Origin of the sequence: Rhodococcus sp. 06-418-5 (assembly GCF_002258285.1) — a bacterium.
GTDB lineage: Bacteria > Actinomycetota > Actinomycetes > Mycobacteriales > Mycobacteriaceae > Rhodococcoides.
Map to the genome: position 1 here is coordinate 64994 of NZ_NOYE01000035.1, position 17356 is coordinate 82349.

Annotated in this window: 18 protein-coding genes; 14 read left to right on the plus strand and 4 right to left on the minus strand. The window is 63.0% G+C overall.

Annotated features, from left to right (window positions below; all coding sequences use genetic code 11):
• The first annotated feature begins 162 nt into the window (after positions 1 to 162).
• Positions 163 to 2202, plus strand: coding sequence for a cytochrome c oxidase assembly protein (locus CH274_RS24875; RefSeq protein ID WP_032371001.1), 2040 nt, complete (start codon positions 163 to 165; stop codon positions 2200 to 2202).
• 154 nt (positions 2203 to 2356) lie between these two features.
• Here CH274_RS24875 and CH274_RS29385 read toward each other — a convergent pair whose 3' ends face one another.
• Positions 2357 to 2518: a hypothetical protein gene (locus CH274_RS29385; RefSeq protein WP_155288468.1), complete on the minus strand. Its 162-nt coding sequence runs from the start codon at positions 2516 to 2518 to the stop codon at positions 2357 to 2359.
• A 193-nt stretch (positions 2519 to 2711) separates the two neighbouring features.
• Here CH274_RS29385 and CH274_RS24880 point away from each other — a divergent pair, with 193 nt between their 5' ends.
• From CH274_RS24880 to CH274_RS24910, 7 genes are all read left to right on the plus strand, one after another.
• A complete protein-coding gene (locus CH274_RS24880; protein ID WP_080729311.1) occupies positions 2712 to 3509 on the plus strand; it encodes a M23 family metallopeptidase in 798 nt (265 codons plus the stop codon).
• A 25-nt stretch (positions 3510 to 3534) separates the two neighbouring features.
• Positions 3535 to 3888 (plus strand): BlaI/MecI/CopY family transcriptional regulator, encoded by a 354-nt coding sequence (locus CH274_RS24885; RefSeq protein WP_032370891.1) that lies wholly within the window; start codon positions 3535 to 3537, stop codon positions 3886 to 3888.
• Positions 3885 to 4841, plus strand: a complete 957-nt coding sequence (locus tag CH274_RS24890) for a M56 family metallopeptidase (protein ID WP_032370890.1) — start codon at positions 3885 to 3887, stop codon at positions 4839 to 4841. Before CH274_RS24885 ends, CH274_RS24890 begins: the two co-directional genes overlap by 4 nt.
• An 86-nt stretch (positions 4842 to 4927) precedes the next feature.
• Positions 4928 to 6700, plus strand: a complete 1773-nt coding sequence (gene ctaD, locus CH274_RS24895; protein WP_052053812.1) for an aa3-type cytochrome oxidase subunit I — start codon at positions 4928 to 4930, stop codon at positions 6698 to 6700.
• 94 nt (positions 6701 to 6794) lie between these two features.
• Positions 6795 to 7394, plus strand: coding sequence for a copper resistance CopC family protein (locus CH274_RS24900; protein WP_032370889.1), 600 nt, complete (start codon positions 6795 to 6797; stop codon positions 7392 to 7394).
• Between the two features lie 10 nt (positions 7395 to 7404).
• Positions 7405 to 8367 (plus strand): cytochrome c oxidase assembly protein, encoded by a 963-nt coding sequence (locus tag CH274_RS24905; RefSeq protein WP_032370888.1) that lies wholly within the window; start codon positions 7405 to 7407, stop codon positions 8365 to 8367.
• 32 nt (positions 8368 to 8399) lie between these two features.
• Positions 8400 to 8690, plus strand: a complete 291-nt coding sequence (locus tag CH274_RS24910) for a DUF4229 domain-containing protein (RefSeq protein ID WP_052053811.1) — start codon at positions 8400 to 8402, stop codon at positions 8688 to 8690.
• Positions 8691 to 8762: 72 nt separating this feature from the next.
• Here CH274_RS24910 and CH274_RS24915 read toward each other — a convergent pair whose 3' ends face one another.
• Positions 8763 to 9182: a hypothetical protein gene (locus tag CH274_RS24915; protein WP_094650287.1), complete on the minus strand. Its 420-nt coding sequence runs from the start codon at positions 9180 to 9182 to the stop codon at positions 8763 to 8765.
• 117 nt (positions 9183 to 9299) lie between these two features.
• A complete protein-coding gene (locus CH274_RS29390) occupies positions 9300 to 9476 on the minus strand; it encodes a hypothetical protein (RefSeq protein WP_155288467.1) in 177 nt (58 codons plus the stop codon).
• Between the two features lie 57 nt (positions 9477 to 9533).
• Between CH274_RS29390 and CH274_RS24920 the strand changes: the two genes are divergently transcribed.
• The 6 genes from CH274_RS24920 to CH274_RS24945 all read left to right on the plus strand — a co-directional run bounded on the left by CH274_RS24920 (position 9534) and on the right by CH274_RS24945 (position 16573).
• On the plus strand, positions 9534 to 10001 hold the full coding sequence (locus CH274_RS24920; protein ID WP_230598328.1) for a TniB family NTP-binding protein: 468 nt from the start codon (positions 9534 to 9536) through the stop codon (positions 9999 to 10001).
• Between the two features lie 1532 nt (positions 10002 to 11533).
• A complete protein-coding gene (locus tag CH274_RS24925) occupies positions 11534 to 12223 on the plus strand; it encodes a ParA family protein (protein WP_032370995.1) in 690 nt (229 codons plus the stop codon).
• A complete protein-coding gene (locus CH274_RS24930; protein WP_032370887.1) occupies positions 12224 to 13102 on the plus strand; it encodes a ParB/RepB/Spo0J family partition protein in 879 nt (292 codons plus the stop codon). It abuts the gene before it with no gap.
• A 320-nt stretch (positions 13103 to 13422) separates the two neighbouring features.
• Positions 13423 to 14598: a site-specific integrase gene (locus tag CH274_RS24935; protein WP_068050853.1), complete on the plus strand. Its 1176-nt coding sequence runs from the start codon at positions 13423 to 13425 to the stop codon at positions 14596 to 14598.
• A gap of 171 nt (positions 14599 to 14769) precedes the next feature.
• Complete coding sequence (locus CH274_RS24940; protein WP_068050852.1) at positions 14770 to 15408, plus strand: hypothetical protein; 639 nt, start codon at positions 14770 to 14772, stop codon at positions 15406 to 15408.
• Positions 15401 to 16573: an XRE family transcriptional regulator gene (locus CH274_RS24945; protein WP_094648445.1), complete on the plus strand. Its 1173-nt coding sequence runs from the start codon at positions 15401 to 15403 to the stop codon at positions 16571 to 16573. The genes CH274_RS24940 and CH274_RS24945 overlap by 8 nt, the downstream gene beginning before the upstream one ends.
• 157 nt (positions 16574 to 16730) lie before the next feature.
• On the opposite strand, the gene CH274_RS24950 is transcribed toward CH274_RS24945, so the two are convergent.
• Positions 16731 to 17351, minus strand: a complete 621-nt coding sequence (locus CH274_RS24950) for a hypothetical protein (protein WP_143545449.1) — start codon at positions 17349 to 17351, stop codon at positions 16731 to 16733.
• Positions 17352 to 17356: the final 5 nt, after the last annotated feature.

A 17356-nucleotide genomic window follows, 5' to 3' on the forward strand; every position in this document is an offset into this window, starting at 1 on the left:
TGTTCGCTGGAAGCTGCTGCCCGCGCGGCCGCACTGCGTCGGCGCAGAACTATGATTCGTAGTAGTTCGATCTCGGTTGCGCGACTCGGTCGCGCAGCCGTGCCGATATTGCCGGCCGACAGTTTTCCCGCCACACATCATCCACGTAAGGGGTGCCGCGTCATGGCCACCGACGACATGGCCACCGAAGCCGCACTCTCGACCCGCGGTCCGGTGAATCGACGCTCCGGTTCGCAGGTGATGCTGCTGTGGGCCGCGATCGCGGCAGTGGTGGCCGCTGCGCTCGCGGCGTTGTCGACGTCGCAGGCGCTGATTCTGCTCGGGCTTCCCGATCCGGGACCGATCACGACCTACGGTATTCCGGCGCTGACCGCGCTCGGAGAGGTAGCCGCGGTCGTGGCGGTGGGGTCGTTGCTTCTCGCAGCGTTCCTCGTTCCTCCCCAAATGTCGGGTGTGCTCGACATCGACGGGTACATCGCCGTCCGCACCGCGGCGAAGGCCTCCGCAGTGTGGGCGGTGTGCGCAGCGGCGTTGGTGCCGCTGACGCTCTCGGACGCGTCGGGTCAACCTGTCGGATCCGTTGCGGCGCAACCGGTGCAGTTCCTCGGTGCGATCGGCGATGTCGAGGCCTCCACTGCATGGGCCATCACCGCCGCGATCGCGGCGATCACCGCCGCAGCATGCGCGGCGGTGTTGCGGCATCGATGGACCCCCGCCTTGTTCGCCCTGTCGATGCTCGCGTTGATCCCGCGCGCGGTCACCGGCCACTCCTCGACCGGCGGCAATCACGACATCGCGACGAACTCGTTGATCCTGCACATCCTCGCCGCCGCACTGTGGGTAGGCGGACTCCTCGCACTTCTCGCTCACGCGCTGCGCGGGGGTGGACACCTTGCCGTCGCGACCCGCCGCTACTCGACGCTCGCTCTGGTTGCGTTCGTGATCATGGCGGTCTCCGGAGTGGTCAACGCTGCCGTGCGAGTACCCGTGACGTCGCTGTGGGATTCGACGTACGGCGCTCTGATACTGGCGAAGATCGCAGCCCTGGCGATCGTGGGGACCCTCGGGTGGATACAGCGACGACGAACGGTCGGCGCTCTGGCTCACGATCCCGAGAACCGCAGATCCCTGATCACGTTGTCGATGATCGAGACCCTCGTTCTCGTCACCACAGTGGGCCTGGCGGTCGCACTCGGTCGCACTCCCCCGCCCCCGCCGCAGGACGCCTCGCTACCTCAGGCGCACGAAGAAGCCTTGGGCTACGTGTTGGACGGCCCGCCCACCGCTGCGCGGTTGGCGTTCGAGTGGCGTTTCGACCTGGTGTTCGGGTCCGCGGCCGTGATCGCGGCTGTTGTGTATCTGGTGGCCGTGCGGCGTCGTCGGCGGGTAGGCCTGCCATGGCGGCGGCGGTGGACCGCGAGCTGGTTGATGGGCACTGCGGTGCTGCTCGTGGCGACCTCGTCCGGGGTCGGGCTCTACAGCCCGGCGATGTTCAGCGTGCACATGGCGGGACTGACCGCGGTCGCCATCGCCGTGCCGCTGCTGTTGGTCCTCGGCCGACCGGCCACCTTGTTCGCCTCGGTCCTGCCGACCGCGCCGGCAGCCGACGCACCGGGCTCGCGCGAATGGCTCCGGGCTGCATGGCACAGCCGAGCAGCCCGGATCGCAATCCACCCGTGGGTCAGCACCACGGTGTTCCTGAGCAGCTTCTACCTGATCTACCCCGGCGGAGTGTTCGACACCGTCGCCGACTCGCATGTGGCACACATGGTGATGAAGGGCTGGTTCCTGACCGTCGGGATGGTGATGTTCTGGGGCACGGTCGGCGAAGACCCGGTACCGAGACCGATCGCGGGACTGACGAAGTTGCTCGCGAGTATCACCGCGTTGGCCGGGTTCGCATTCTTCCTCGTCGTGACGATCGATCTCGAGACCGCGCTCGGAGCGAGCTTCTACAGCGGACTGCGTCTGGATTGGAACGCAGACCTGCTGGCCGACCAGCGGCGCGGCGGCACTCTTGCGTGGGGCATCGGCGAGTTACCGTTGCTCGCTGCCGCGGTTCTCGCCGCGGTCCGGTGGTCGGCGGCCGACGAGAACGCGGCACGACAACGAGACCGCCGAATCGACGATCAAGGTGATACCGAACTCGAGGCGTACAACACCATGCTCGGTGGCCTGTCCTCTCGGCGCGATCACCCCTGATACCCGAAGAATCCGTTCTCGGTCAGAGTCGCCGCAGCCCGGTCGCCGCAGCCCGCGGGATGTCCTCCGAGGACCGTGACCAGCGGTATGAGCGAATCCGGGTCGAAGGGGATGGAAAAACTATGCTCGATAGTAGTAACCTGTGGCCTGACCGTCACCATTTCGTTATCTCGAGCGAGGCCTCGGCCTCGTAGCCACCAAGGATTGTGATCTTGGCCCGACACCGCACACCCGATCCGATCGACGACGACTGCGCAGCGCCGGCGCGCGGCGGCGTGATCTCGATGCCCGTCGGCACCAGGCCGACGGCGCTCACCGATCGCCCCCGTCATCGACGGGCCGAGTTCGCACCCTCACGTTTCGTGACCGAGTCGCCCGCCGATGCCGGGTACTCCGACACTCTGCCGGAGGACGAGCACACGCCCTCGGCGCAGACGCCCGCACCGGATGAAACCGTTCACGCGGTCAGCGACGCCTGGGACACCGCGGCCGCGGACACTACCGCGTCGATGTGGGCGGCGCACGTGGCCGGTCCGGACGAGGCGACGCACGACGACGGGGGCCGCGCCGATGTCCAGGCCGTGTCGCGAACTACTCGCCGCGGACTTCATCGCCGCCGGGTGCCGAAGCCGGGTGGCCGCGCCATCGCTGCGTCGGTCGCGGTCGGTGCCTTTCTTTCCGCGGCAGCGACGGCTCCGAACACCGGGTCGCAGGACAGTGTGGCGCTCAGCGCCGCGAGTATCGATCGACCTCCCGCCGGCGCCCTGCCGCCGAGCCCGGTCGTTGCCTCACCCCCGCAGGTGTTGCAGTTGCCCGATCTCGACGTCGGCCGGTTGGCGCAGCGCATGACCGAACAACTCGCCGAGGGGGGAGTTCGGGCGGCGGAGCGCGCAGCACGCGATGCCGAGGCGCGCCGCCCGCTCTCGGTGGTGCCGGTGTCGGGAACATTGACCTCCAGTTCTGGGCCACGTTGGGGGACAACGCATTACGGACTCGACATCGCCAACACGATCGGGACGCCGATCGTATCGGTGACCGACGGCGAGGTCATCGAAGCAGGGCCGGCGCAAGGGTTCGGCCTGTGGGTGCGTATTCGTCAGGACGACGGCACGATCGGGGTGTACGGCCACATAGACCAGGCGCTCGTCACCGCCGGTCAACGCGTGAAAGCCGGCGAGCTCATTGCTACGGTAGGCAACCGAGGCCAATCCACCGGACCCCACCTGCATTACGAAGTGTGGCAACCCGACGGTGCCAAGTCCGACCCGGCGGCGTGGCTGTCGGCACGCGGAGTCGATATCACCTGACACGACAAGGAAAGAAGAACTGGCGATGAAAAGGCTCGGTGATCTCGAAGCGGAGGTGATGAACGTGCTCTGGGAATGCGATCGACCGCAGTCGGTCCACGACCTGCGCGAGCGCATGGCCGGCAGAAACCCCGCCTACACCACGATCCTGACCGTCGTGACCCATCTCCACGAGAAGGGGTGGGTCGAGCGGACCAAGCAGTCACGCGCGTACCTGTACTCCCCGGTGCAGTCGCGCGCGGAGGCCACCTCGCAAGCGCTGCGCGAAATCCTCGACACCAGCACCGACTCGGCCGCCGTCCTGATGCATTTCGCGAAAACCGTCACCGACGACGAGCTCGACGCTCTGCGGGGGAACCTGCCGGACGTGAACCGGTGATCGTCGCGCTGGCGTTGCTCCTCGCGGCGATCATCGCGGCCGTCGCCCTGCCGCAGCCGTTGACCTCTCTCACCCGCACCGTGAGCCCCACTCTCGCCTTGACCGCATGGATCGGCAGCATCGCCGGGGTGCTGTTTCTCGTGGGATCCGCGGTGACCGTGTTGCTCTGGCCCGGCCATGCGCCCGCCGAGGGCATGGTCGAACTTGCCGTCCGCTGCCTGGGATCGCTGCAACACGCGGCGCAGCCGTGGATCGGTGAAGCTGTAGCCGGGGCATCGGTCGTCCTCGCGGCGTCGGCGTCGGCGCGCGTCCTGCGCTCGACTCGCCGTCAGCTTCGAGCCCGGTCCAAAGTCCGCGACTATCACCGCGATGTCATCGCCGTCGTCGCGCGCACGGACCCCGGACCCGAACCGATCATGTGGCTCGACCACCCGCTCCCGCTGGCCTACAGCATCGACGGTCGCCCGGGCTACGTCGTGGCCACCGAAGGCCTGCTCGCCCATCTCGATCCCGATCAGCAGCGAGCTGTGATCGCACACGAACGTGCCCACCTGCGCGGGCGACACCACCGCATCGTCAACATCTGCGAGATCCTGGCCAAAGCACTTCCTCGCGTTCCTCTGTTCGCCGCAGCACCTGCAGCGGTGCGGGTTCTGGTCGAGGTCGCCGCGGACCGGTCCGCGGCCGCGGTCACCAGCGCCGACACTGTGCGTTCGGCCTTGTCGACGGTCTCGCAGGCGCATTCAGCGCGTCCACTGTGGGCGTTGGGCCTGATCGGGGAATCGACCGCCGAGCGGTTGCACCACCTCGACACGAGCGCGCACACGCCGAGCCGAACCGGGGCAGGCGCGTACGCTGCCGCCGCCGTGCTGCCGCTCGTGGTGCCGGCCGCCATGGCAATCCTCCTTCTCAGTGCGGTCTCCGCCGCAGCGTGCGCGGTTCTGCTGACTTGAACCACCCCTAAATACTATGCAGCATAGTATTTGAGTTAGGCTGTCGGACGCGTCCTGTAATTCGCGTGCGATTCGAAGGTGGTTCCATGACGGCGCTGACATCTCCTCCGGCTGCGCCGGCGGTTCGCCCCTATCCTCCCCGCGGGGCCCGCAAGGGGTCGTTCCTGCACACGATGGTCACCACCACCGATCCGAAGGTCATCGGGCTGATGTATCTGGTGACCTCGTTCGGGTTCTTTCTCGTCGGTGGCCTGATGGCGTTGATCATGCGCTCCGAGCTCGCCGTTCCGGGAATGCAGTTCCTCTCCAACGAGCAGTACAACCAGCTGTTCACCATGCACGGCACGATCATGCTGCTGCTCTACGCCACCCCGATCGTCTTCGGCTTCGGCAACTACATCCTGCCGCTGCAGATCGGCGCACCCGATGTCGCCTTCCCCCGGCTCAATGCCTTCAGCTACTGGCTGTACCTGTTCGGCGCGCTGGTCACCACCGCAGGGTTCATCAGCCCCGGCGGTGCCGCAGATTTCGGCTGGACCGCGTATACCCCGTTGAGCAGCGCCGTCTACTCCCCCGGTATCGGATCCGACCTGTGGATCGTGGGCTTGCTCGTCGCGGGCCTGGGCACCATCCTGGGCGGGGTCAACATGGTCACCACCGTGGTGTGCCTGCGCGCTCCGGGAATGACGATGTTCCGGCTACCGATCTTCACCTGGAACATTCTGGTGACCTCGATTCTGATCCTGCTGGCGTTCCCACTGCTGACCGCGGCGTTGATGGGCCTGCTCGCCGACCGTAAACTCGGCACCCACATCTTCGATCCCGCCAACGGCGGGGCGTTGCTCTGGCAGCACCTGTTCTGGTTCTTCGGGCACCCCGAGGTCTACATCATCGCGCTACCGTTCTTCGGAATCGTCTCGGAGATCTTCCCGGTCTTCTCCCGCAAACCCATCTTCGGGTACAAGGGGCTGATCTACGCCACCGTCGGCATCGCCGCCTTGTCCATCGCGGTGTGGGCGCACCACATGTATGCCACCGGTGCCGTGCTGCTGCCGTTCTTCTCGTTCATGACCTTCCTCATCGCCGTGCCGACCGGGGTGAAGATCTTCAACTGGATCGGCACCATGTGGCGCGGCCAGGTCACCCTCGAATCCCCCATGCTCTTCTCCATCGGATTCCTCGTCACGTTCGTCTTCGGCGGGTTGTCCGGGGTGCTGCTGGCGAGCCCGCCCATCGATTTCAACGTCACCGACACCTATTTCGTCGTCGCGCACTTCCACTACGTCGTGTTCGGAACGGTCGTGTTCGCGACCTATGCGGGCATCTACTTCTGGTTCCCGAAGATGACCGGCCGCATGCTCGACGAACGACTGGGCAAGTGGCACTTCTGGATGACGTTCCTCGGATTCCACGCCACCTTCCTCGTTCAGCACTGGCTCGGAGCGCAAGGAATGCCGCGCCGCTACGCCGACTATCTCCCGTCCGATGGATTCACCACCCTCAACCAGGTCTCGACCGTGGGATCGTTCGTTCTCGGAGCCTCGACGCTGCCGTTCATCTGGAACGTCTTCAAGAGCTACCGCTACGGCGAAGTGGTCACCGTCGACGACCCCTGGGGGTTCGGTAACTCCCTCGAGTGGGCGACCAGTTGCCCACCACCGCGGCACAACTTCACCGAGATGCCCCGAATCCGCTCCGAGCGGCCGGCGTTCGAGCTTCACTATCCGCACATGGTCGAACGCATCCGCGCCGAGCAGCACGTCGGTGGCCCGCACTCGGATTCGATCGCGCCCTCGGAAGTGATCACCGAAGCCATCGCCGGCCGTGAGCGATCCGATCCGCCGGACCCGGTGAAATAACCATCGTCGCAGAAGTGACCCACCGCTAAACCGCCCTCCCTACTACTATGTCCCGTAGTTGTTGGGTCGGGCTCGATACAGAGGAGTACCCCACGTGAAACGTCTGATGCTGATCGCTGTGATGATCTGCGGGACAGCATTGTTCGCTGCAGCGCCGGCGTCGGCGCACAGCGAACTGGTCAGCTCCGACCCGCCCGCCGATGCCACCCTGGAGTTCGCGCCGATCGGTGTCGGTCTGGTGTTCAACCAGGACATCAACGAATCGTTCGCAACCATCAGCGTCGTGGGTCCTGGCGACACTCAGTGGGCACAGGGAACGGCCACGGTCGAGGGCCCCGACGTATCGGTCCTGCTCGAGGACGGACTCCCCAACGGGCAGTACACCGTCGGCTACCGTGTCACCTCCGCGGACGGGCACCCGATCACCGGGTCGTACGGTTTCTCCGTCGACGTTGCGGCGACCGCCACCCCTCAGGACGCCGCTGCACAGCAATCGCAGGGCGGTGCGACCTCGACCTCGCCGACTCCTGTTACCACGGCTACGCAGCCCTACGATCCCAACAATCCCTCCGCCAGCGAAGACCGGCCACCGAAACAGAACACCATGATGCTGCTCTCCATCGTGGGCCTGACTGTCCTCGGTCTCGCTGCCATCGCCCTGACGTTGGTGATCCGAGGCAAGGACAAGCAATGACAGGGTCCCGATGAACATCGCCGCAGTAACTCCCCCGGAAGGCCCGCCGACGCTGGCAGCGTTGCTGAGCTTCGATGTACCGCCGCTCCCGATCCTGCCGATCGCCGGCATCGTCATGGCCGGGCTGTACTGCTGGGGGCTCTACCGGGTCCGCGGTCGAGGTATCGCGTGGTCACGGTGGCGGAGTGCGAGTTTTCTGCTCGGCTGCGCGGCGCTGGTCCTGGTGACCGGACTGCAGGTCGAACGCTACGGTTACAGCCTGTTCAGCGTCTTCATGTTCCAGCATCTGACGTTGTCGATGACCATCCCACCGTTGTTGGTGGTGGGTTCGCCCGGACGACTTTTGTTGCGTGCCACCGCTCATCACGGAACCGGGCGGTGGGTACTGATCGCGGCGCTGACGGGGTTGCGTAGCCGCGCCGGGCGCATCGCGCTTCACCCCGGGCTGACGATTCCGTTGTTCCTCTTCAGCTATTACGGTCTGTATCTGTCGTCGATCTTCGATGTTCTCGCCGTCAGCGAGATCGGGCACGTATCGATGGAGATCTTCTTCTTCGCCAGCGGGCTGCTGTTCATCATCCCTGTGCTCGCCGTCGGCCCCCTCCCTGTTCGGCAGAGCAATCTGGGCCGTATGTTCGACCTGTTCGTCGAGATGCCGCTGCATGTGTTCTTCGGTGTCATCCTGATGATGTCGAGCACCCCCATGCTCGCCACGTTCGCCTCCCCTCCCCCGCAGTGGGGTGTCGATCCGATAGCTGATCAGAAACTCGCCGGGGCGCTGGCATGGTCCTACGGTGAGCCGGTGGCCCTGCTGGTGGTGCTCATCTTCTGCATTCGATGGAACCGAGACGAAAAAGAGGAATCGGCCGTCGCGGATCGCCACGCCGAAGAAGACGGATACAGCGAACTGAACGCCTACAACGATTTCCTCAAGCAGATCGGCACCGAAACCCGGCCCCGCACCCTACGGTGACGCCCGCACAACTACGCACGACAGGACGGCCGATGCCACTGATCCGCACACCCGCAACCCCCCAGGGGCAGCTCGTCTTTCATGTGCTGGCCTACAACGGCGTACGGCTGATACTCGTGTGCGTCGCTGCAGGCGTGATCTTGGCCGTCGACGCGCTGACGACCCTCGACATTCCCTTCGTATTGGTACTACTCGCCGCACTTGCCGCAAGCCTGCCGCTGTCGGCACTGACTCTGAGGAAACGTCGCCGAACCATCAACGCGGACATCGAAGCTGTCGATCGCGCGCGCTCGATCAAGAAGCGAGGTCCCGCGGCGGGATGACCCCGTAGCAGAACTCTCTGACGCCGGCGTACGCATTCACGGCATGGCCGTATCGTTCTTGTCGATCACTGTTCACCCGACCCACTCGATGTGTGGTTGCGCTTCTGGTTTCGGCGCGCCATCGAGCAGTTCGAGGGTGCGTTGCAACAGATTCTCGATCCGATGCTCGAGATCATCGGTTATGTCGGACACATCGGCCAGATCGGTGTGGGCACGGCGGCGGGCATCGATACCGATTCGGTAGTAGTCCGAGTCCAGTGCAGCTGCAACGGGTTGCGGCGGCGAGCCGGTCATGTCCGCTTCCAGCGCGCGATCACCGAGGAGCAGCGACCGAGGCGGTCGTGGGTCGTGTCGAGGCGGCTGCCCAGTGCGATGGGCATCGACGATCCATCCGACCCCTGCCGGGGACATCGACTGTGCGGGGAACGGCATGTGGCCCCACCGGTCGATCGGCACGGCGACGGGACCTGGGTGCACCGACCATCTGGTCATGTCGGGAAAAGCGTTCGCCTGCAAGTGCTCTGAGAAGAACCTGGCCTTCCCGCTGCCCCCAACAGTACGGCATGAAGCGCATTACAGTACACCCGAAATCGGTTATCTCACTGACTATTACGCGACCGATACCTGGATACCGGCGAGGGTGGCGCGCACCATCTCGTGGCCACACGGGGTGTCGTGGCCGAGCCCGCGGTGGGACGAGAGGGCCTCACCTGGCAGTGGCTGCGGATGCAGCGGCCACGGGCGAACGTACGCATCATCGGGCATCGCCGCGAGCCGCGCGTTCACGCGAGGTGGCGCTCGAACTGGCGGCGCCGCTCGGTGGGACCGAGGTACAGAGTGCGCGTGAGCACCGATGAGGTGATCGCTACGGTCATCGACCATCTGGAGACGTTGCTGTCGTGGCCGGACCGACAGCGTATGCCGAACCTACTGTTGCTCGGTCCGACGAACAACGGCAAGTCGATGATCATCGAAAAGTTCCGGCGCACTCATCCGCCGATCAGCTTGTCCGACCGCGAGCAGATACCGGTGTTGTGCATGCAGATGCCCCCGGACCCGTCACCCGGCCGGTTCTACCTCGCACTGCTCACAGCGTTGGGAACACCGACCAGGCCCCGCAATCGGGTCCACGAACTCGAACAGCAAGCATTGATGCTGCTCCGCGCCACCGGCGTGAAGATGTTCGTTCGTCCAGACCCTGACACACCTTCATCCGTTCCCTCCTACGAAGCGCTTCTCCTTAGAGGACACAGAGCCTGGACCATTGGTGCCAGCCCACGATTCGACTCACCTGTTGCCCCAATCCCATAGGAGCGCGATTATGTTCGCTCCATCGATGTCAGGATGCAGCCTTGCCAGCGTCGCACTCGGCCTGAGCGAGGCATAGCACTGAAGCCTGCCTCGAAGGGCGCGCTCGAACGGCAACACGAAGAGAGCTCGACGCAAGGGTGCAGCTCTGTACCACTCCAAGGTCAAATTCAATCTTTACCGCGGTAAAGGTCGCCAAGATATGGAACGGGTCACCCGGACTCCAGGCTCTGCAGGCCCCGGTCCCCCAGCGCATCAAGCGCATCCACGATTTAACTCAAGCAAATGCACTCAACAGGAAGTTCCCCAGCACACGCCAGCCTCGTTAAAGCGGATTCGATTGAATATTGTCTATCAAAGGCCCGCCGCCACCTTCGGCCGGCCTTCGAATGCGCACCGCCAAAGAACCCGGAACTTCGACTGCAAATCGGCCAGATCCCGACGCTTGTGGGTGCGACGCTTTTCGTCACAGTGACGAAATTGGGTGGGGTGCGACATCCTGCCCCCCGGTCTTACTTCGGCGCGAACTATCGCGATTCACCCTACGTAAATCCGCCGCAAGGCGTTGCCGGCCAAACCAAGGTCCTACGAGATGGCTGAAACTAACTGCCGACAAGAAATGAAACTCAAGGCCTCACTGGAGCCCACATCACCCCACCACCCACTCGCATTTACTGAATCATCACCTTGCGGTGAGAGATCAGCCTTTACCGCGGTAAAGACGCGACAACGCCAAGGCTCAGGACCTAGCGCCTTGACAGTCCGCCGGAATTGGGCGAAACGACCAAACTGGGCCTGCCCGAAAACCCTAACGAAAACTGTTGCACCCTCACTACGATATCGGCCGGCCGATTGCATCAGAAGAGCCTGGTCGCGCATGATTGCAGTGCACTGCAACAGCAAGCAACTAGCGCGTACTTCGAAGTGCAACGACTGTTGCAGAACCAACGCCAGGTCGCGCCCAGAAATCTTAGTACGACGCGCCTCAGCGGGCCTTAAAGACATCCGACGGGCGTGGTGCCGGCACTTCGTGTATCACCATACCTAGCAAGCCTCCCGACTAACTGCTGTCGACCAGCGAACCAGCCAACGTTGGGGACGGCTGCCGTCCGCAGCCCTGCTCGCTGCTTCAATGACACAGTCCTCGCACGAATCTGCAACGGTGTAGCTCCCACACCCTCGGGTCAGAAGTCTGAATACCAGTAGTTGATGGTGCGACAGGCGGACTTAAGCACTGCCCACCTTCACTGATTTGACGTCTACCGCGGTAAAGATTTAGCCGGTAAGTACCACAGCGCGTGGACGAGCCAGTGAGCGCCGAGGTCCAGCGGGGGAGTCTGCCATCGGATCACAGACATGACCCGGCGAGTCGAAGCTACAACCGAACACTCTGGAGGCATAGTGATGTACATTTCGAGGGCGCAAGCAACTCCAGCGCTGCGCGTTCTCGCGGATCTTTACCGCGGTAAAGATCATCGCCAGAACACCACACCGAAGTAGCCGCACCGCGGTGAAGCAAACGGAAGGTGGGCTCAATGCCCGTACACGTAATAATCAGCCAAAAGGGCGGAGTGGGGAAGAGTACCCTCACGATGAACCTGGCGGCAGTCAAGAATGACGTCTTGACTCGCTCCGGAGCCAAGCAGAGCGAATCGCCAGTACTGGCAGCTTCGATCGACCCTCAGGGCTCGGCAGTGTGGTGGGCCGAAAGAGTGCAGGACCTTCCCTTCCGGGTCACTCAGATCGACGACCCGGAAATGCTCCGCCATCTGCCAAACCTGGATGGAATCAAACACGTTTACGTCGATACGCCGGGCTGGATCGGCGATCGTCCTGGGGCTGTAGATAACGGCACTTCAGGACAAGCGCTCGACACTGTACTTTCGGTGACCGATCTCGCGATCGTCCCGATCGTCCCGGAGCCACTCAGCTTCGACCCGACGGCCCGCACAATCTCCAAAGTGCTTGAGCCGAAGGGAATCCCATTCATTGTCGTCATCAACAACTGGGATCCAAGAGACGGCCGAGTCGACCTGGAACAGACCGAAGCATTCGTCCAAGCGCAAGGTTGGCCACTCGCCAACACCGTTGTTCGGCACTACAAGGTGCACAGTCGAGCCGCAGCTCAGGGGCAAGTGGTTACCGAGTACCCGCCAAATCGGGCATCGCTGCAGGCACGTGAGGACTTCCAACGCTTGTGCCTTGAGCTGGAAGTAGGTAAGTAAATGGCAACATCACAGAAGTCCCGGGGCGGTCGGGTCGATTTTTCTAGTCTGGTTGGTTCAGTGGGGGACAAGTCGCCCGTGGATGCATCCATCCCTGTGGATGGCCAATTTAGACCAGATGTGCCTCTGTCCGAACTAGTGGCCAACCCTCGGAATCCGCGCTCAGCGGTCGGGGATCTCGCCGATCTGGCTACAATCGCGGAGCGGCAGCTTCAACCTGGGACAGTGGTTACGAGCGCACGGTGGCTCGAACTTTGGCCAGAGGACGTCGCCAGAATCGGTTCCGCACGTTGGGTTGTGGTCAACGGCTGCCGAAGGCTTGCTGCGAGCGAGAAGTATGGCCGCAAGGGAATGGATGTGGTCGTTCAGGACAGCCTTGCAACATCCAAAGAGGCCATCCTGTGGGCATCAATAGTCGAAAACCTGGACCGGCAAGACTTCGACGTTGTCGAAGAGGCAGAAGCTGTCAACCTTCTTGTTACTGAACTCGGAAGCGCCACCAAGGCCGCTCAAAAATTGGGGCGATCAGAAGGCTGGATCTCGCAGCGGCGCGCATTGCTCAAGCTAGAGCCTGAGTTGCGGGAGAAACTACGTTCAGGCGATCTCGCGATCCGAGACGCTCGGGCGCTGGCGCAGATTCCGTCTGCGGAGCAGGTCGCTGAGTGGTCTTCACGCCAGCAGAACCCACCATCGCCGAAAGCAAACGAGAAGAAACCACGCCGACCCTCCGATGCTGACAAGCAGATCGCATCACGCAGCGCCGCAATCCGGGCGCTGATGAAGCTGAAAAGCGATCCCCACTCTGTGGCAGTCGCGATCAGGGAAGCGCTCAACGAGGAGGACATACGTGAGCTGGTGAAGACGCTTCGAGGCATCTGACACAGCTCATCCAACCAAGAAGGCCTCGGCGGAAAGCACATCCGCCGAGGCCTTGCTGCTGAGCCTCCGATTCGGACCAGTGGGGAAGTGGAGCGGAGGCTTAAGCCCAGGTAGCCGGTCTGTGTCAGAAGCGCGACCCACCACTTCGCCAGCTCTGATCGGTCGCCAATGGCACTCTTGCAGATAGAGCTTCCTACTCACCCTTACTTATTCAGATTAGACCAACGTAAATTGCATTTTCCGCACCATCGGTGCCAAAGTGCCAGTTCAGCACAGTTTTGCTCTGCAGACATGTCGGTGACCTGCGTTAGGCTGCTCCTATGGACTCTCGACCAGGTCGTGCACCGTCGGTAACTACGGGCGTGGGCATTCCTGCAGGTGTTGGGTCAGTGGCGGTCGAGCCGGAGATCCCGCCGGCCGTCGCGAAGCGGATCGCGAGCGCCGTGCAGTCTTCCCGGTCCGAGGGAACGCGCAAGACGTATGCGGCCGCGTGGAGACGCTTCACTAAGTGGTGCGAGGCGAATGGTCACGTGACGTTGCCGGCTCACCCGATCACCGTCGCTGCCTACCTCGTCGACGCCGCCGACACCCGCACCGAATCAGGGGAGCGGGCCTACGCCGTCGCCACCTTCGGCACCTGGACCGCGGCGATCAACCATCAGCACCGCACCACCGGGCATCTGTCCCCGTCGGCCCATGAGCTCGTCACCGCGACCCTGTCGGGCATACGGCGCGAGTACGCCGCAGCGGGGGACCGGCCCCGCACACCGCGAGACCCGTTGCTGGTCGACGACATCAAACTCCTCGTCAGAACCGCCCGAGAGCGGTGCCGGGGTTGGGCCGACGAGGTGCTGGAACGCCGGGATTCCGCGATCCTGCTGCTCGGGTTCGCCGGCGCGTTCCGACGCAGCGAGCTATCGGAGCTCGCGTGTGGGGACGTCAGTGTGCACCGGCATGACGGTCTCCACGTACGAATGCGGAAGTCGAAGACGGATCAAGAAGGCAGGGGAGCGGTGAAAGCGCTCCCCTACACCGGGTCCCACGAAACCTGCCCACCCTGCGCCTACGTCCGCTGGGCACAAGTCGTCGCCGCATTCGATGCTGGGGGCAGGGCTTCGGTGATCCGGCTCCTACGCAAACGCGAGTCGTTCGCAGGACATGTTTGCCGTGGGGGAGTACCTCGCACCGCAGCCCGCGCTCCGTTGTTCCGCGCAATCGCCAAGAACGGAAACCTTGGCAATACTCCGCTGTCCGGAGCGGCGATTCACCGGACCATCCGCCGACGCGCCGAGCACGCCGGCTACGACGCAACCGCACTCACCAAACTAGGCGGACACTCGCTCCGTGCCGGCTTCGTCACTCAAGGCACCCGCAACGGTGCAGACGGCTCCGCCATCGCCCGACAGACCGGCCACGCCAGCCTCGACTCGGTCGAGGTCTACCGCCGCGAACATGCACCTCTTGTCGGGAACGCCGTTGCTGACATCGGGCTCTAGAACAGATTTGGATAGTTTCTGAAGCCAGAAGGTGCATATCGCGCGAAAAACTAAAGTTAGATGCTATCCTGAACGCCTACTCAGGAGGACTCGTTGGATACAAACCGTCGGTGGGCGCTAGAGACGTTCGGAAGGCATGGCGCACTAATTCGTAGTCGAATCCCTGCGCTCGTGAATGAGGAGCATGTCGCCTCGGTTGACGCACAAGAAGCATCCGGCCATAGGTCCACCGGGGTCTATGGCGAGTTCTGGAGGGGAATCCTGGAGAAGTTCGAGGAATTCGGCAACCTGCCCGGCGCAACAATGGTTCGGCCAGACGGAGCACCGTACAAGATCCCAGTCGTAAATGGCGTCGCCCTCTTCCCGTGGCGATACTCCCGAACCCTGGAACGCAGTATTGACTCAGTCCTTTTCGGCACCTCAGACACACGGTCGTCGATAGCGAAGATTCGGCCGCCAGCTTTGCAAGGGGAGCTCGACATCGAGGTTCCCGATCCGGAGTTGACCGACGAGGAGCGGGAGTTAGTCTCCAGCTTCGACAGCTACACCAAAGATCCTGTGGTGGAGACGGGTCGGCTTGTCTTGGTTGCGATTTGCAGCTCGACTCGCGGACTGTTCGACGTGCGTTGGGGCGAAGCGGAGCTCGGCGCCAGCGGCTTCGTGAGTTGGGTTGCCGAGCCGGAGAACCTTCTCAACCAGACTCCGACTCGACCAGTATCGACCACGCCGCGGCGGACCTTCACATCCGGACCGGTACCAAAGAAGTTCCCAACGGAACGACCAGGCGAGGCGTCCGGCACCGATGAATGACGATCGGCCACAGCTTGAGCTCTTCACATCGGCTGTCGATGATGGTCTCTCGTCGGTCGCGGTGGCGTTCGAGCCTGCCCGACTCACTCAGGCACGGGTCCTGGCCGAATTGACCAAATCTGAGCTGGCCGAACAAGTCGGTGTCTCGGCGGCCGCGATCGGTCAGTTTGAAGCCGGAATCACAAAACCACGTCCCGAGCATCTACCGATTTTGAGCAAGACTCTAGGCGTGCCGGTCCGGTACTTTGCAGCTGGTCGCCCCATAGGGCGTCTTGACGCTGCCGACGCGCATTTCAGAAGTCTCAGATCGACGCGATCCAAAGATCGCTCGAAAGCGGCCGCGCATGCTGAGCAAGTATGGGAACTGACTCACGCGCTGGAGAAGCAGGTCAGGTTCCCTGACGTCAATTTGCCTGTCTTGCCCAGTGGAGCGTCACCTACCGAAGCTGCTGATGTGCTTCGTAAATGGTGGGCAGTATCCGCCGGACCTGTACCCCACTTAGCGGGCACCATGGAAGCGAACGGCATTGTCGTATGCCTCATCTCAATGACCGACGATGCGCTCGGCCGGGTAAAGGCCTACTCGACTGACGCTCTAGGACGACCGATTGTTGTCCTTACCCCCGAACGCTTCCGCTCGGTGCAGGAGTACAGGTTCACATGTGCGCACGAGTTGGGGCACCTACTCATGCATCCCACCGCTCTCCCCGGCGATCGACAGCAAGAACGCGAAGCCGATCAGTTTGCAGCAGAGTTCTTGACGCCACAAGCGCAGATCGCACCGTTACTACCCAAAACCGTTCGGATCTCCACACTGGATGGACTAAGCCGGGAGTGGGGAGTCTCAATCGAATCGCTGATCTATCGAATGGGAGAGCTCCACCTAGTGACCGAGGCCGCCATACGCCGCGCGCATCAACGTTTGGCGGGCATGACCGGTTTGCGTAACGAAGAGCCTCTAGTTTCGTTCCCTGGCGAGGTGCCTACTCTCCTCCGAGATGCGTTGAAGATGGCCGAGAAAATCGGTTACAGCCGGGCGGATCTTGCCGACGAATTACGTTGGACCGAGCATCATCTCGCCAAACTGCTCGGCGAGATCGACACACGGCCCAGACTGTCTCTCGTCTCACGTTCAGAACTTTCGCCTGGTCAAGCGTCCACCTAACGATGATAGAACCTGCCTGTGCTGGCGAACCTCGCTCGGGAGGTCCAGCGTCGAGGAGTCTTTCGAAGATCGGGAACGCCCTGTCTCCGCATCACGCATTCGCGCGTAGGCCATCAGACGGCCCGCACAACCGGGCATGAGTCGCGGGCGAAGTCGGCTAGCCTGCGGCTCGTCGACGAGCGTTGAGTGCGACAGGATCAACCGATAGTGCCGGTTCCAGTGGTTCCTCGTCCGGGTCAACATCATCTTTCGCAAAGGCACTGATCATTGGCTCAAATATCGCCGTTAGACGCGTGAACCGCATCGTCGCGTAGACAATGGCAAACTCGAAGATCCACCGTGCCACTAGCGCGTTGTGACCTACCGGACTCTGACCGGGCGGAATAGCTTTCGTCGAGTCGAGCATGAGAGCGATGATCGCGAGCAAGGCAGCGCCCATACTGCCGACATAGATGCTGCGCCAACTTCGCGCGAGGTCCTTGCCGACGTCACGCTTGAGCGCTTTCGCACGCGGCCCCTTAGCTGAACCCAGCTGACTTACCGCGACTCCGCTCAGCGCCCCGGTCAACGAGACCACTACCGCGAACGCCGAGTAAACGCCACGGCGATCAGATGCTTCACTCCAGCTCAAGAGGTCGAAGCGCCCGGTGAGCCACACAACTAGAGCATGGATTCCCACGACAAACCCGGCTATGAACAGGTCCATCCATCGGTGATCAATCCAAAACTCGCGGATGGGTCTGACGACATGTTCTCGGAGAGACTGTCCTAGTTCCAAAGCAT